At 69.0% G+C, this 15,973-nt stretch carries 14 protein-coding genes; all 14 read right to left on the bottom strand.

Annotated features, from left to right (window positions below; translation table 11 throughout):
- Positions 1–5 precede the first annotated feature (5 nt).
- On the bottom strand, positions 6–1,268 hold the full coding sequence (locus E8M80_RS03695) for an FAD-binding oxidoreductase (RefSeq protein WP_137124313.1): 1,263 nt from the start codon (positions 1,266–1,268) through the stop codon (positions 6–8).
- Positions 1,265–1,915, bottom strand: a complete 651-nt coding sequence (locus E8M80_RS03700; RefSeq protein ID WP_137124658.1) for a 2-hydroxychromene-2-carboxylate isomerase — start codon at positions 1,913–1,915, stop codon at positions 1,265–1,267. The genes E8M80_RS03695 and E8M80_RS03700 overlap by 4 nt, the downstream gene beginning before the upstream one ends.
- Before the next feature lie 5 nt (positions 1,916–1,920).
- Positions 1,921–2,325, bottom strand: a complete 405-nt coding sequence (locus E8M80_RS03705; RefSeq protein WP_137124314.1) for an AtzH-like domain-containing protein — start codon at positions 2,323–2,325, stop codon at positions 1,921–1,923.
- 37 nt (positions 2,326–2,362) lie between these two features.
- The gene (locus E8M80_RS03710) at positions 2,363–2,917 is read right to left on the bottom strand and encodes a D-Ala-D-Ala carboxypeptidase family metallohydrolase (RefSeq protein ID WP_137124315.1); all 555 of its coding nucleotides are present in this window, start codon (positions 2,915–2,917) and stop codon (positions 2,363–2,365) included.
- Between the two features lie 165 nt (positions 2,918–3,082).
- A complete protein-coding gene (locus tag E8M80_RS03715) occupies positions 3,083–3,874 on the bottom strand; it encodes a xanthine dehydrogenase family protein subunit M (protein WP_137124316.1) in 792 nt (263 codons plus the stop codon).
- A gap of 84 nt (positions 3,875–3,958) precedes the next feature.
- Positions 3,959–6,349 (bottom strand): xanthine dehydrogenase family protein molybdopterin-binding subunit, encoded by a 2,391-nt coding sequence (locus tag E8M80_RS03720; RefSeq protein ID WP_137124317.1) that lies wholly within the window; start codon positions 6,347–6,349, stop codon positions 3,959–3,961.
- Positions 6,350–6,446: 97 nt separating this feature from the next.
- Entirely contained in the window at positions 6,447–6,950 is a 504-nt protein-coding gene (locus tag E8M80_RS03725; protein ID WP_137124318.1) for a (2Fe-2S)-binding protein, read from the bottom strand.
- Between the two features lie 126 nt (positions 6,951–7,076).
- Positions 7,077–8,108 (bottom strand): ABC transporter ATP-binding protein, encoded by a 1,032-nt coding sequence (locus tag E8M80_RS03730; RefSeq protein WP_137124319.1) that lies wholly within the window; start codon positions 8,106–8,108, stop codon positions 7,077–7,079.
- Positions 8,105–9,094 (bottom strand): ABC transporter ATP-binding protein, encoded by a 990-nt coding sequence (locus E8M80_RS03735; protein WP_137124320.1) that lies wholly within the window; start codon positions 9,092–9,094, stop codon positions 8,105–8,107. The genes E8M80_RS03730 and E8M80_RS03735 overlap by 4 nt, the downstream gene beginning before the upstream one ends.
- Before the next feature lie 4 nt (positions 9,095–9,098).
- A complete protein-coding gene (locus E8M80_RS03740) occupies positions 9,099–10,028 on the bottom strand; it encodes an ABC transporter permease (RefSeq protein WP_137124321.1) in 930 nt (309 codons plus the stop codon).
- Positions 10,028–10,969 carry an ABC transporter permease gene (locus E8M80_RS03745; RefSeq protein ID WP_137124322.1) on the bottom strand — a complete coding sequence of 314 codons (942 nt, stop codon included), beginning with the start codon at positions 10,967–10,969 and terminating at the stop codon, positions 10,028–10,030. The genes E8M80_RS03740 and E8M80_RS03745 overlap by 1 nt, the downstream gene beginning before the upstream one ends.
- A 23-nt stretch (positions 10,970–10,992) precedes the next feature.
- The gene (locus tag E8M80_RS03750; RefSeq protein WP_137124323.1) at positions 10,993–12,594 is read right to left on the bottom strand and encodes an ABC transporter substrate-binding protein; all 1,602 of its coding nucleotides are present in this window, start codon (positions 12,592–12,594) and stop codon (positions 10,993–10,995) included.
- Between the two features lie 170 nt (positions 12,595–12,764).
- A complete protein-coding gene (locus E8M80_RS03755) occupies positions 12,765–14,360 on the bottom strand; it encodes an ABC transporter substrate-binding protein (protein ID WP_137124324.1) in 1,596 nt (531 codons plus the stop codon).
- A 2-nt stretch (positions 14,361–14,362) separates the two neighbouring features.
- A complete protein-coding gene (locus tag E8M80_RS03760) occupies positions 14,363–15,955 on the bottom strand; it encodes an ABC transporter substrate-binding protein (RefSeq protein ID WP_137124325.1) in 1,593 nt (530 codons plus the stop codon).
- Between the last annotated feature and the right edge of the window lie 18 nt (positions 15,956–15,973).

The raw sequence follows: 15,973 nt of genomic DNA on the forward strand, positions 1-15,973 counted from the left end.
CCCGGTTACGCGAATCGGCGCGGATCGAAGGGCTCGATCGGGATCTCGGGCGACCGGCCGGACAGCAGGTCGGCCACCACCCTGCCCGTCCGCGCGCCGGCGACCAGGCCGGTATGGCCGTGGCCGAAGGCGTGCAGCACGTCCGGCGTTGCCCGCGACGGGCCGAGGCAGGGCTTGCCGTCGGGCATCGACGGGCGATGGCCGAGCCAGGTCTTCACGCGCGACGCCGGCAGGTCGCGCGGCAGGCCGGGGAAGCAGCGCAGCAGGTGGTCGCGCAGGATCTCCGCGCGCTTCCAGTTCGGCGCCGCCTCGAGCCCCGCGATCTCGACCTGGCCCGCGCAGCGCAGGCCGCCCGCCGTGCGCATGATGGACATCTTGCCGTCCGAGGGCATGAGGCCGTGCCGTGGCGAGACCTCGGGGTCAGCGACCTCGGCGTGGTAGCCGCGCTCGGTCTCGAGCGGCACGACATCCCCCGCCGCGGCGGCCAGCGGCTTCGCATGGGCACCGGCGGCGATCACCGCCGCATCGGCCGGCACCTCGCCCCCCTCGGTGCGCACGGCCCGCAGGCGCCCGCCCTCGATCGCGAAACCGGTCGCCCGGGCGCGGAGATGCGTGGCGCCCTGCCCCACCGCATGGGCCACGAGCGCCGCCGTATAGGCGCCGGGATCGGTGCAGTCGCCGCCTTCCTCGACCATCACGCCGAAGGTGTAGCGGCGGTCGAGGTCGGGCTCGCGCTGGCGCAACTCGTCGGCGTCCAGTTCGAGCCAGCGCACGCCGACGCGATGGCGGATCTCCCAGGCCATCGCTTCCGCCGCGAAGGCGGCGCGGTCCGGATAGACGTAGATCAGGCCGCGACGCTCGATCAGGTGGCCGACACCGGCTTCCTCCGCCAGCGCCTTGTGCAGCGCAGGCGCGTCGACCACGAGCGGCCGGAGGGCACGCGCGGCTTCCTCCACCCTGTCCCAGGTCCAGCCGGCGCGGAGGTAGCGGATCAGCCAGGGCGCGACGCGCGGCAGGTAGGACCATCGGATGGCGAGCGGCCCCAGCGGGTCGGCCAGGAAGGAGGGTATCTTCTTCCAGAGCCCCGGCACGGCCGGGGGAATCACCGACATCGGGCTGAGCCAGCAGCCATTGCCGTAGGATGCCGATTGCTCCCCACCCGGATCGGCGGGGTCGAGGATCGTGACGCGATGGCCCCGGCGCAGCGCCTCGACCGCCACGCAGGCGCCGACGATGCCGGCGCCGATGACGGCGACGTGGCGGCTCATGCCGCGCGGATCTTGCCGATGACCTTGGACGGGCCCGACTGCACCTGCTTCCCGCCCAGATGCTGGTCGAGGAAGAACAACCGGTCCTGCCCCCAGAGCCAGAGGTCGCCGCAAAAGAAGGTAGGCGCGCCGAAGACCCCGCGTGCCACGGCCTCCTGGTTGTTGCGGTCCCATTCGGCGAGCACCGACTGGCTTTCCTCTTCCCGGTGCAGGGCCTCCCCGGGAAGGCCTTCCTCGCCGGCGATGGCCACGCGCACGCGCGGGTCGGCGATGTCGCGTTCCTCGACCCAGAGGGCGCGCAGGATGGCGTGGGACAGCGCCATGGCGTCCATGCCCCGTGCCTGCGCCGCCATCACCATGCGCCCGGCCTGGCGCTGGTCCGTCGGCGGATAGTGCCTGGGCTTCAGCTTGATCGGCATCTCGAGGTGGCGCGACCAGCGGTCGAGTTCCAGCGCGTGGTAGTCCTGCCGCGGCTCGGGCCGCGTACGCAGCGGGATGCCGCCGGTGTGCTTGATGACCAGGCGGAAGTCATAGGGACGAAGCACCAGCGTCGCCCCGTGGCGCTTCAGGATCGCCGTCAGCTGCGGTCCCGCGAAATACATCCAGGGGCTCGAGAGCGTGTAGAAGCATTCGACGGTCTGGCCCATGTCGGTCATGCCTTCTGCGAGCGGCCGGGATCATGCCCCGCCAGCAGCGAAACATGGGCGGAGACGACGCGCCAGCCGTGTTCGGGCAGGCGCACCATGATCTTGGTTTCGCGGCCGATGAGGCCGGTGCCGATACGTTCGTATTCCAGGTGCGTGCAGGCGAAGTCGCGCCCGAAGGCGGTGATGTGCACCTTGCGCGTGATGCGCGGCGCGTAGGACTTCACCGTGGCGCGAAAGGCGCGGATGGCGTCGATCCCGAACAGTATCTCGGTGACGCCGAAGCGGACGGTGCGCGGGTCCGGCCAGAATGAGGCATCGAGCACGTCGGTGTCGTTGCCGGCGATGGCCGCCTCGTAGCGGTCGAAGACGGCGCGGGCCTCGGCGATGACTTCGGGATTGTCGATGTCCATGGCCCGGGCGGAACCTCCGTCAGCGCGCCCCGGGTGGTCATTCACCCGACGACGATCCAGTGATACCGCGGGTATCGAGATGCGTGAAGGAGAGCCCGTAGGCCTTCACATAGCCGCGGAAGGTGAACCAGCAGCCGAGCGGGCCCGCGCCCCATTTCCGCGGCAGTTCGCCGAACGGGATGTTGCCCTTCGAGATCCTGATCGCCTTCCGCTCGAAAGACAGGGCGCTGTAGAACCAGCGATCGTTCTCCCATTCGCGGAGCCTGGCCTTGACCGTCTCGGGCTTGACGCCCGACACCTGGAAATCGATCGCGGTGAAGGCCTGGTGCTGGCTGAGCGGCGCCCGCCCCTTGTTCTTCTCGGGGTCGTTGTAGGCTTCCGTCCGGTAGCCGCTGATGAGCTTGATGGAGGCGCCGAACTCGTCGCGCAACGCGTCGAGCACGACGATCGTGGGCACGATGTTGTGCCACATGCCGATGGGTGGCGGCCCATTGCCCTTGCGGTAGCGCCCGACCAGCAATTCGTCGGCATTGAAGTTCTTCAGGCCGATCGAGGCCACGAAGGCCTCGAACTTCGTCTTGTCGAACGACATTCGCTGTTCCTCCCGTTCGCGGGCTTCGCCCGTCGTTGTCCCGGCCTTACCCCTACAGGGACAGGCCGGGCGGGAGGCATGCAATACATCACAGGCTTCGCATCCATCGGCATGGAAAAAGGCCGGGCATGGAGCCCGGCCTTTCCCGCAGACACGACGGGGCGGTCAGCCCGCGGCGGCGAGCGCCCGCTTCGCCATCACGCCCACGAGATGCGCCCGGTATTCGGCGCTGCCGTGGATGTCGGCGTTCAGCCCGTCCGGCGACTGGCTGATGCCGGCCAGCGCGTCGGCCGACCAGTTGGCGGCCAGCGCCTTCTCCATGTCGGCCTGGCGGAAGACGCAGGGGCCGGCGCCGTTTACCGCGACCCGGACCGCACCGCCCGCCTTCGACACGAAGACGCCGGCCATGACGTAGCGGCTGGCCGGGTTCTTCATCTTGGCGTAGCCGGCCTTGTCGACGATCGGGAACTCGACCGCGACCAGGATCTCGTCGGCCTCCAGCGCGGTCGTGAACATGCCGAGGAAGAAGTCGTCGGCCGCGATCTTGCGCTTACTCGTGTGCACGGTGGCGCCGAGGCCGAGCACCGCCGCCGGGTAGTCCGCCGCCGGGTCGTTGTTCGAGACCGAGCCGCCGATCGTGCCGCGGTTGCGCACCTGCACGTCGCCGATGTGCCCGGCCATGTAGGCCAGCGCCGGGATGGCGGCGGCGACCTCGGCGTTGGTCGCGACCTCGACATGGCGCGTCAGCGCGCCGACGACGATGGCGTTGCCCTGCCTGCGGATGCCCTTCATCTCGGCGATCCCGGACAGATCCACCAGCGCGGACGGCCTGTTCAGCCTGTGCTTCAGCGCCGGCAGCAGCGTGTGCCCGCCGGAGATGGCCTTCGTATCGGGGTCGGCCAGCAGCTTGACGGCATCGGCGACCGAAGCGGGCTTGTGATACGCGAAATCATACATCCTGTTTGCTCCTTGCGTCGCTGGCCGGCCGATTCACGCCTCCAGGCCCCATTGGCCCTCCGGCGATCGGACGGCGGCTATCCCCTACTCCGCCGCCATCCGGCGGCCGCCATTGATGATCCGCCAGATCTTGGACGGCGTGGCCGGCATGTCCAGGCTGCGCACGCCGTAGTCGCGCAGCGCATCCACCACCGCGTTGATGACGGCGGGCGGGGAACCGATCGCCCCCACTTCCCCGCAGCCCTTCACGCCGAGCGGATTGTGCGTGCAGAGCGTGGTGTGCGTCGCCACCGACACCGGCGCGAGGTCATCCGCACGCGGCATGGTGTAGTCCATCATGGACCCCGACAGCAGCTGGCCGTTCGCGTCGTAGACGCAGGTCTCAAGCAGCGCCTGGCCGATGCCCTGGGCGATGCCACCCTGCACCTGGCCTTCCACGATCATCGGATTGATCACGCGCCCGACATCGTCGACCGCCGTGAAGTTCACCATAGAGACCTTGCCCGTGTCGGGGTCGATCTCGACCTCGGCGATGTGGCAGCCGCCGGGATAGGTGAAGTTCTTCGGGTCGTAGAAGGCGGTCTCGTCCAGACCGGGTTCCAGTTCCTCGATCGGGTAATTGTGCGGCACGTAGGCGGCCACCGAGATGTCGACAAGCGCCTTGGTCTTGTCCGTGCCGGCGACGCGGAAGGTGCCGCGCTCGAACTCGATGTCGTCGACCGAGGCCTCCATCAGGTGGGCGGCGATGCGCTTGCCCTTGGCGATGATCTTGTCCATCGCCTTCATCATCGCGGAGCCGCCGACCGCGAGGCTGCGCGACCCGTAGGTGCCCATTCCGAAGGGCACCTTGGCCGTGTCGCCGTGCACCACGTCCACCTGCGCGATCGGCACGCCGAGCTTGTCGGCCACCAGCTGCGCAAAGGTCGTCTCGTGGCCCTGGCCGTGGCTGTGCGCGCCGGTCAGGACAGTGACGCTGCCGGTCGGGTGAACCCGGATGGTGCCGACTTCGTACAAGCCGGCGCGTGCGCCCAGGCTGCCCACGACCGCCGAAGGCGCGATGCCGCAGGCCTCGAGGTAGGTGGAGATACCGATGCCGCGCAGCTTCCCGCGCTTCTCGGACTCCGCGCGCCGCGCCTCGAAGCCGGCCCAGTCGGACGCGACCAGCGCCTGGTCGAGCGTCGCGTGGTAGTTGCCGCTGTCGTATTGTAGTGCGACCGGCGTCTGGTAGGGGAAGGCGTCCGTCGGGATGAAGTTGCGGCGGCGGAGGTCGACACGGTCGATGCCCGTCTCCTGCGCCGCGACATCCATCAGGCGCTCCAGCAGGAAGGTCGCTTCCGGCCGTCCGGCGCCGCGATAGGCATCGACCGGGACGGTGTTGGTGAAGACCGCCTTCACCTCGCAGTAGATGACGGGCGTGGTGTATACGCCGGCCAGAAGCGTGGCGTAGAGGTAGGTCGGCACGCAGGGCGCGAAGGTTGAGAGATACGCGCCCATGTTCGCCTGGGTATGCACGCGCAGGCCCAGGATCTTGCCGTTCGCGTCGAGCGCCAGCTCCGCCTTCGAGACGTGGTCGCGCCCATGCGCGTCCGACATGAAGGATTCCGAGCGGTCGGCCGTCCACTTGACCGGGCGCCCCAGCTTGCCGGCGGACCAGGTGACGATCGCTTCCTCGGCATAGTGGTAGATTTTCGAGCCGAAGCCGCCGCCCACGTCGGGAGCCACGACGCGCAACTTGCTCTCGGGGATGTGCAGTACGTTGGCACCCATCAGCAGCCGGATGACGTGCGGGTTCTGGCTGGTGGTGTGGAGCGTGTACTCGCCCGTCGTGCGGTCGAATTCGCCGAGCGCGGCGCGCGGCTCCATCGCATTCGGGATCAGGCGGTTGTTCACGAGGTCGAGGGAGACGACCTTGGCGGCACCCGCGAAGGCCGCGTCCACCACCGCCTTGTCGCCGATGTGCCAGTCGTAGCAGAGGTTGCCCGCCACGCCGTCATGGATCGCGGGCGCGCCGGGCTTCTGCGCATCGGCCATGGTGGCGGCCGCCTGCAGCACCTCATAGTCGACCGCGATGGCCTCGGCCGCGTCGCGCGCCTGTTCGCGCGTCGCGGCGATGGCGACGGCGACCGGGTCGCCGACATGGCGCACCTTCTCATGCGCCAGCACGGGGTGTGGCGGCTCGGCCATGGGCGAGCCGTCCTTGTTGTGGATCTGCCAGCCGCAGGGCAGGCCGCCGAGGTTGTCGCGCGCCATGTCGGCGCCGGTGTAGACGGCGACCACGCCCGGCATCTTCGCCGCGGCGGCGGTGTCCACGCCCTTGATGCGCGCATGGGCGTGCGGGCTGCGCAGGATCCAGGCATGCAGCTGGCCCTGGCGGTTGAAGTCGTCCGTATAGGCGCCGCGGCCCTGGAGGAAGCGGAAATCCTCCTTCCGCCGCACGCTCGCGCCGATGCCTTCGAAGGGTGCCGCCACGTTCATGGCCTGTTGCCTCTCCCACGGATTGTTCTTGCTGGCCCGGGATTTGCCAGGCCGGGTCTTGGGGGCGCGGCCAACGGCGCGCGCCCCGGGGTCGTCGCTATTCGGCCGCGCGCGCGATCTCGGTGCGCTTGCCGTGCATCACATCCGCCGCGGCGGCGATCGCCTTGACGATGTTGTGGTAGCCCGTGCAGCGGCAGAGGTTGCCCTCCAGCCCTTCGCGGATCTGTTGTTCCGTGATGCCGTCCGGATGCTTGTTCACGAGGTCGATGGCGCTCATGACCATGCCCGGCGTGCAGAACCCGCATTGCAGGGCGTGGTATTCGCGGAAGGCCTCCTGCATGGCGTGCAGTGTGCCGTCGGCGGCGGCCAGGCCCTCGATGGTCGTGACGTTGGCGCCGTCCGCCATGACGGCGAGCGTCGTGCAGGACTTCACGCTCTCGCCGTTGATGTGGACGACGCAGGCGCCGCACTGGCTGGTGTCGCAGCCGACATGGGTCCCGGTGAGGCGCAGCTTCTCCCGCAGTAGCTCCACGAGGAGGGTCCGGCCCTCCACCTCCGCCGTATGGGCCTGGCCGTTCACGGTCAGCGTGACCTGCGGCATCGCGCGTCTCCCCAGAAAGTCTGTTGGATGTCGGGCATGTGGCGCCCGGCTGTCGGGGCGCAAGCCTCGCCTTCCAGCCGGGGCTTCGTCAAGCGGGGAGCGAGCGGCGCCCGCCCCCCGGCAGCATCAGTGGTGCGCGATGACCGCTGCGCCGCGGGCGCCCGCCAGTGGGTTCTCGGCCGCCGGCCGGTCATGCAGGTGGCAGGCCGCCCAATGGCCCTCCTCGGTCTGGCGCAGCTGGGGCTCGTCCTTGCTGCACCGGTCGAAGGCGTAGGGGCAGCGGGTGTGGAAGCGGCAGCCCTTGGGCGGATTGATCGGCGACGGCACGTCGCCCTTCAGGATGATGCGTTCCCGCTGGGCGCCGGGCTCGGGCACCGGGACGGCCGAGAGCAGCGCCTCGGTGTAGGGATGCTTCGGCGCGGAGAAGAGTTCGCGCTTGGGCGCCACCTCGACGATCTTGCCGAGGTACATCACCGCAACGCGATGCGTCATGTGCTCCACGATCGCGAGGTCGTGGCTGATGAACAGCATCGCGAGCCCGAGCTCCTTCTGCAGGTCCTGCAGCAGGTTCACGATCTGTGCCTTCACCGACACGTCGAGCGCCGAGACCGCCTCGTCGCAGATGATGAGGTCAGGTTCGGCGGCCAGGGCGCGAGCGATGCAGATGCGCTGCCGCTGCCCGCCCGAGAATTCGTGCGGCCAGCGGCCGACCGCGTCGCGCGGCAGGCGAACCCGGTCCATCAGGTCGCCCACGCGGCGCTCGATATCCGCCGCATCCGTCGCCAGGCCGAAGTTCCGGATCGGCTCGGCCAGGATGTCGCGCACCCGCATGCGCGGGTTCAGCGAGGAGAACGGGTCCTGGAAGACCACCTGCATCCGTCGCCGCAACGGGCGCAGCGTGCCCGCCGCCATGTCGTCGATCCGCTTGCCGTCCAGGATCACCTGCCCGCCGGTGATGTCGAACAGCTTGAGGATGGCCTTGCCGACGGTCGACTTGCCGCAGCCGGACTCGCCCACGAGCGACAGCGTCTCCCCCTTCGCGATGGAGAAGGAGACGCCGTCCACCGCAAAGACGGAGCCGGTGCGCCCGCCGAAGAAGCCGCCATGGATCGGGAAGTACTTCTTGAGGTCGTTGACCTCGAGGATGGGGGTGCTCATGCGGCGACCGCTTCCTTGATGGCGTAGTGGCAGGCGGCGATGTGGCCCTCGGCCTTCTCCTCGAGCGCGGGCGCGACCTTGCGACAGAGATCGGTCGCGTAATCGCAGCGGGAGGCGAAGACACAGCCGTCCAGCTTCTTCTTGAGGCTCGGCACCAGGCCCGGGATCTCCTGCAGCCGCGTCTCCTCGCCGGTCAGGGAGGAACCGAGCTTCGGCATCGATCCGAGCAGGCCCTGGGTGTAGGGGTGACGCGGGTTGCGGAACAGGCGGCCGACCTCGGCCTCCTCGACCTTGCGGCCGGCGTACATGACGATGACGCGCTCCGCGACCTCGGCCACCACGCCGAGGTCGTGGGTGATGATCACGATCGCGGCGCCGACCGTGCGCTTGAGGTCGCGCATCAGGTCGAGGATCTGCGCCTGGATCGTCACGTCGAGCGCGGTCGTCGGCTCGTCGGCGATCAGCAGCTTCGGATTGCAGGCGAGCGCGATCGCGATCATCACGCGCTGGCGCATGCCGCCCGAGAGCTGGTGCGGGTATTCGCGCACGCGTCGGCGCGATTCCGGAATGCCCACCAGGTCGAGCATCGCGATCGCGCGCTCCTCGGCCTGCTGCTTCGACATGCCCTGGTGGAGGCGCAGCGTTTCCCCGATCTGCTGGCCCACGGTCAGCACCGGGTTCAGCGAGGTCATGGGCTCCTGGAAGATCATGCTGATCTCGTTGCCGCGGATGGCGCGCATCTCGCGGTCACTGAGCTTCAGCAGGTCGCGGCCGTCGAAGCGGATGGCGCCCGCGATCTTGCCCGGCGGCTCGGGGATGAGCCGCAGGATGGACATGGCGGTGACGGACTTGCCGCAGCCGCTCTCGCCCACGATGGCGACCGTCTCGCCGGCGTTCACGTGGAAGCTCACGCCGTCCACGGCCCGGTTGACGCCGTCGGGGCCGCGGAAATGGGTCTGCAGGTTGTCGACTTCGAGCAGCGCCATGGTCTCAGATCCTCTTGGCCATGCGCGGGTCGAGCGCGTCGCGCAGACCGTCACCGAGCAGGTTCACGGCGAGCACGGTCACCGACAGGAAGACGGCCGGGAAGAACACGATGTAGGGCTTCACCTGCCAGAGCGCGCGGCCCTCGGCCATGATGTTGCCCCACGACGGGATGGTCGGCGGCGTGCCCGCGCCGATGAAGGACAGGATCGATTCCACGATCATCGCGGAGGCGCAGACATAGGTCGCCTGCACCGTCATCGGCGCCACGGTGTTGGGCAGGATGTGGCGCCAGATGATGACCGGCGTGCGCGTGCCGGCCGCGACAGCCGCATCGACGTAAGGCTGTTCGCGCAGCGACAGCACCACGCCGCGCACGAGGCGCGAGACGCGCGGCACCTCGGCGATGGTGATGGCGATGATGACGTTGCCGACGGAGCCACGCGTCAGCGCCATCAGCGCGATGGCGAGCAGGATGGACGGGATCGACATCATCCCGTCCATGATCCGCATGATGATGCCGTCCGCCCACCGCACGAAGCCCGAGACGAGGCCGATGGTCAGCCCGATGACGGAGGCGAGGATCGCGACCGCGAAGCCCACCAGCAGGGAGACGCGCGCGCCGTAGATGACGCGCGAATAGACGTCGCGGCCCAACATGTCGGTGCCGAACCAATAGAGCGCGGAGGGCTCGCGCGTGCGCCGCGCCGGCGCGAGCGCGGTCGGATCCACGGTCCAGAACAGCGGCGCGAAGACCGCGACGAAGACCATCAGCAGCACGATGCCGCCGCCGACGGCGATCGACGGGTTGCGCCACATGAAGCCCCAGAGACCCGTGCGGGTCTTCACCGGAGGCATGATGTCGCGCGTGGGCTCGGCGGCCCGGACGCTGTCCGGCGTGACCGTCGCCGGATCGAGGACGGAAGCGGAGGCCATCAGTAGCGGATCCTCGGGTCGAACAGGGTGTAGAGCAGGTCGATCACGAGATTGACCAGCACGTAGACGAAGGAGAACAGCAGCACGACGCCCTGGATGACCGGGTAGTCGCGCCGCAGGATTGCATCGACCGTCAGGCGCCCGAGGCCGGGGATGGCGAAGACGCTCTCGGTCACGACGGCGCCGCCGATCAGCAGCGCGATGCCGATGCCGATGACGGTGACGATCGGCACGGCCGCGTTCTTCAGCGCGTGCAGGAACAGGATGCTGCGCTGCCCGGCGCCCTTGGCGCGCGCGGTGCGGATGTAGTCCTGCTGCAGCACTTCGAGCATCGTCGCGCGCGTGATGCGCGCGATCAGCGCGATGTAGACCGTGCCGAGCGCGATCGCCGGCAGGATCAGGTTCTCGAGCCAGGGCCAGAGCCCCTGGCTGAAGGCCGTGTAGCCCTGCACCGGCAGCCAGTCGAGCTCGAGCGCAAAGGTGTAGGCCAGCAGGTAGCCCACCACGAACACCGGCACCGAGAAGCCCAGCACCGCGAAGCCCATGACGAACTTGTCGATCCAGGTGCCGACCTTCCAGGCCGCCACCACGCCCATCGGCACCGCGACGGACACGGCCAGGATGAGAGTCACGACCATCAGCGACAGCGTCGGCTCGATCCGCTGCCGGATCATGGTCGAGACAGGCAGGTTGGTGAAGATCGACACCCCGAGGTCGCCCCGCGCGATGTCGAAGACCCAGGCCCCGAACCGGACCAGGTAGGGCCGATCGAGGCCGAGGCTCGCGCGGATGCGTTCCACATCCTCGGGCGTGGCCTGGTCACCCGCGATCACCGCCGCCGGGTCGCCCGGCGCGATGTAGAGGAGGCTGAAGACGAAGAGTGCGACGATCGCCATCACCGGAATGGTGGCGAGGACGCGCCGGACGACATAAGCGAACATGATCGCGGATACCTGTCAGTGCATCAGGACTTGGTGACGCCCCAGAAGAAGGGGATCGGCCCGCCGACGACGCCCGAGACGTTCGAGCGCCACGCCTGGTAGGTCTTGAAGAAGCCGGTCGGCAGGTACGTGACGTGGTTCATCGCGGCCGCGTTCATCTCGGCCACCGCCGCCTTTTCCGCGTCCAGGTTCGGAGCATCGAACCACTTCGCCCTGGCGTTCTCGACCGCCTCGTCGGAGGGCCAGCCGAACCAGGCGCGATCGCCCGTGGTCCGCAGCGCGAGGTAGGAGGACGGGTTGGTGCAGTCCGCGCCCGCATGCCAGGTGTGGAAGACATGCCAGCCGCCCTGCCCCGGCGGGGTCTTCATGGCGCGGCGCTGTCCGACCGTGCCCCAGTCGGTCGCCACGAAGTCCACCCGCATGCCGATCGAGGAGAGCAGTGCGTTGGTCACCTCGCCCATCGCCTTGAGCGGCGCCTGGTCCTGCGCGACCAGCACCGTGATCGGCTGGCCGTTGTAGCCGGATTCCGCCAGCAGGCGCTTCGCCGCGTCGATGTTGCGCGGCCCCTTCAGGATGTCTCCGCCCGCCTCGGTGTAGAGCGGGGTCCCCGGCGTGAAGAAGCCGGGCAGCGCGGACCACAGGCTCGGGTCGTCGCCGACCACGGCCTGCATGTAGTCCTGCTGGTTCAGCGCCATCGCCACCGCGCGGCGCGCGCGGACATCGTTGAACGGCGCGTGCAGGTGGTTGAAGCGGAAGGAGCCGATGTTGCCCAGCGGGTCGGCGATGTCGACGCGGATGTTGCGGTTGCGGCGCAGCTGCGGCACCAGGTCGGGCAACGGCGTCTCGTACCAGTCGACTTCGTTGTTCTGCAGCGCGGCCGCGGCGGTCGCCGGGTCCGGCATGATCGTCCACTCAATGCGGTCGAAGTTGACCTGCTTGCCGCCGGCGAGCCAGGACGGCGCTTCCTGCCGCGGCACGTAGCGGTCGAACTTCGTGAAGATCGCCTTGGCGCCGGGCACCCATTCGTTGCGCGCGAAGCGCATCGGACCCGAGCCCACGAACTCGCTGATCTGCTGGAACGGATCGGTCTTCGCCAGCCGCTCGGGCATCATGAAGGCCATCGGCGTGTTGTTCTTGCCGAGCGCCAGCAGCATCTTGGGGAAGGGCGACTTGAGGCGCAGCCGGAAGCTGCGGTCATCCACCGCGACCAGCTCGTCCTTCAGGTCGCGGATCATCTGGCCCATGCCGTCGCGCACCATCCAGCGCTCGAGGCTGGCGACGCAGTCTTTGGCCAGCACGCGTTCGCCGTCGTGCCAGAACAGGTTCTCGCGCAGCTTGAAGGTCCAGGTCTTGCCGTCAGAGGAGACTTCCTCGCCCTCGACCATCTGGCGCTGCGGCTCCAGCTGCGCATTCACGCCGTAGAGCGTGTCCCACACCATGACCGAGGCATTCCGCACGACGTACTGCGTGCCCCAGATCGGGTCGAAGTTGGCCAGGTTCGCCTGCGGCACGAAGCGCAGCGTGCGCGCCGCAGCCCCCTGCGAAAGAGCCGGCGCCGAGATGCCGCCCGTCGCGCCAATCGCGGCCACGCCCGCACCCGTCTTGAGGAATGTCCTGCGGTCCATACACCGTCTCCCTTTCTTGCAGTCGGGCGAAGCCATTTGCCCGGTTGTACGCCAGATTGCATCAAAGTTGGGCGCACGACCAGCGCCCCCCGGCGCACAGAGCGTCAGTTGGGCGCCGGTCCCGGCCCGGCCGCACCATCAGTGCAGCACGGGCCGTGCCAGATGGCGCGTCAGCCCTTGGCGATGTTCCAGAACACCGTCGCAGCGGCGCGGAACGCTCCCGTGACGTTCCGTCGCCAGGCCGACGGCTGCCAGTAGTAGCCGAGCGGGATGTAGTACATGGATTCGAGCGCGGCGCGGTTCAGCGCCTCCCCGATGCGCCGGCTCTCGGCCGGGTCGCCACCCTTCTCGACCCATTCGGCGCGCAGCCGCTCCACCTCGGGCACGTCCGGCCAGCCGAACCAGGCATTGGCCGCATTGGCGCGCAGGAACAGGTGGAAGACCGGCAGCGCGAGCGACTGCCCGGAGGAGGTGGTGTGGAAGATGGACCATCCGCCCCGCTCGACGGGTTCCTTGCTGGTGCGCCGCTGCACCAGCGTGCCCCAGTCGGCCGAGATGAACTCGAGGTTCATGCCGAGCCGGCGGATGACGTCCGCCGTCACCAGCGACAGCGCGTTGATCTGCGGATAGTCACCCGGCGCAACCAGCACGACCTTCTCGCCATTGTAGCCAGCGGCCTGCAGCGCGGCCTTCGCGCGCTCGATGTTGCGCACCTTCAGCAGGTCGCTGCCCACTTCATTGGCAAGCGGCGTGTCGCAGGTGAAGACGCCCTCGCAGACGCCCCAGCCGGCGGGGTCGTCGCCCGCCACGGCACGCAGGTAGTCGCGCTGGTCGATCGCCATTGCGACCGCGCGCCGGATGGCCGGGTTGTTGAAGGGCGGCTGCAGCGTGTTGAAGCGGCAGACGCCGTATGTGCCGTCCTGCAGGCGTTGTTCGACCACGACGTTGCGGTTGCGGCGCAGCATCGGCAGCAGGTCGTGCAGGGGGTATTCCCAGTAGTCCTGCTCCCCCTGCACGAGCGCGTTCGCGCTGGTCGCGGGGTCCGTGATGATCGTCCACTCGACCATGTCGATGCGCGGCACGCGGCCGCCTGCCAGGCCGTCCACCGGCTCGTCGCGCGGCACGTAGCGCTCGTTGCGCGCCCAGAGCGCGCGCTGGCCCGGGTTCCATTCGTCGCGCTGGAACTTGAAGGGGCCGCTGCCGATGGTGTCGCGGATCTGGGTGAAGGCGTCGGTGCGCGCGATGCGCTCGGGCATCACGAAGCAGGGGAATTGCGTCTGGCCGAGCGCCATGATCATCAGAGGGGTCGGCCGCTGGAAGCGGAAGCGGAAGCGCCGGTCATCGAGCGCCGTCAGCTCCGCCACGTTCGGCCACAGTACCTGGCTGAAGCTGTCCCGTCGTCGCCAGCGGTCGATCGAGGCGACGCAATCCTTGGCCAGAACCTTCTCCCCGTCGTGGAAGAACAGGTTGTCGCGCAGCGTGAAGGTGACCGTCAGCCCATCCTGGCTGACCTCCCACCCTTGCGCCATCTGGGGCTTCACGTCCCCCTTCGAATCCATGGCGCAGATCTGGTCATAGATCATGAAGGCGTTGTTCCGCGTGACCACCGCGGTGGTCCACACGGGATCGAGGCTCGTGAGGTTCGCCTGGGGGATGACGCGCAGCGTGCGCGCGACCGCGCCCTGCGACAGCGCGGGCGCGCCGACGCCGCCGGCTGCGGCGATGCCGGCGCCGCTGGCCAGGATGGAACGTCGTCCGATCGCCATGCTCATGCCCTCCGGATGCCCCAGAACATCGCCGGACCGACCACGCGGTCCACCAGGTCGCGCCGCATCGCCGTCATGGACACGTAGGAGCCGAGCGGGACGTAGGGCACCTCGTCCATGACCACGCGCTGGATGTCCACGGCGAGGCGCTTCTGCGTCGCGGCATCGGGCGCGTCGAACCAGGCGTCGCGCAGTTCCTCGAGCCGCGGGACGGTCGGCCAGCCGAACCAGGCATTGGCGCCGTTGCCGCGGATCGGGAAATGCCCCGAGGGGTCTAGGAAGTCGTAGGAGCCGAAGGCCGTGTAGAAGACCGACCAGCCGCCGCGCTCGAGCGGCTCGCGGCTCGCGCGCCGCTGCACCACCGTCCCCCAGTCGGTCAGCACCAGGTCCATGTTCATGCCGAGTCGGCGGAACATGTCCGCACCCACCTGCGACAGCGCCGAGGGGGCCAGGATGTCGGTCGGCCCGATCAGGCGCATCTGCTGGTTCGTGTAGCCGGCCTCGCGCAGCATTGCCTTGGCGCGGTCGATGTCGCGCGGGCCCTTCAGCGGCTCGAGCCCGACATCGCTCGCGAGCGGCGTGCCCGGCGTGAAGACGCCGGTGACCGCCTGGAACATGCCGGGATCGGTGCCCACGATCGCGGTCAGGTAGTCCTCCTGGCTTACGGCCGCGAGGATCGCCTGGCGGATCTTCTTGTCGTTGAAGGGCGGATGGAGGTGGTTGAAGCGCATGATCGCCGCGTTCGGCAGCGGGTCGATCGGTTCCGTCTTGATGTCGCGCGTGCGGGCGAACAGCTGGCGGAACTCGGGCGTCGGCTGCTCGTACCAGTCGATCTCCCCGGTCTGCAGCGCGCTCGCCGCCGTGGCAGCGTCGGTGATGATGTGCCACTCGACGCGATCGAAATTCGCGACCTTGGGTCCCGCGGTCAGGCTGCGCGTCCCGGCCGGCGTCGGCGAATAGGCGGCGTTGCGCTCGTAGACCACCATGCTGCCGGAGTTGAACTCGTCCGCCTTGAAGCGGTACGGGCCGCTGCCGACGGCCTCGCGCACCTGCTGGAACGGATCTGTCCGCGCAAGGCGCTCGGGCATGATGAAGGGGATGGGCGCGTTGACGCTGCCGATCGCGTGGATCAGCAGCGGGAAGGGCTGCTTCAGCCGGAAGCGCAGCCGCCGGTCGTCGAGCGCCGAGAGCTCCTCGACCACCGTCGCGAGCTTCTGCCCCATCGGGCTTCGCCGCATCCAACGCGTCAGGCTCGCGACGCAGTCGACCGCGCGCACCGGCTCGCCGTCGTGGAAGCGCAGTCCCGCCCGCAGCGTGACGGTGCAGACCTTGTTGTCCTGCTCGAAGACATGTCCCTCGGCCATCTGGGGCTGCGGCTGGAAGTCGCTGCCCGTGCCGTAGAGCGTGTCGAAGATCATCAGCCCGTGGTTTCGGGTGATGTAGGCGGTGGTCCAGATCGGATCGAGGCTGGTCAGGTTCGCCTGCGGCACGAAACGAAGCGTGCGGTTGCGCGCGGTCTGCGCGGCGGCGATGCGCGGCAGGGCGGTGGCGGCCCCTGCCGCGAGGCCGGCGGCGAGCAGGTCTCGTCGTTGCATGTTGTCTCTCCCGTCAAG

The sequence above is a fragment of the Roseomonas sp. HF4 genome (assembly GCF_005222755.1).
Classification (GTDB): Bacteria; Pseudomonadota; Alphaproteobacteria; order Acetobacterales; family Acetobacteraceae; genus Neoroseomonas.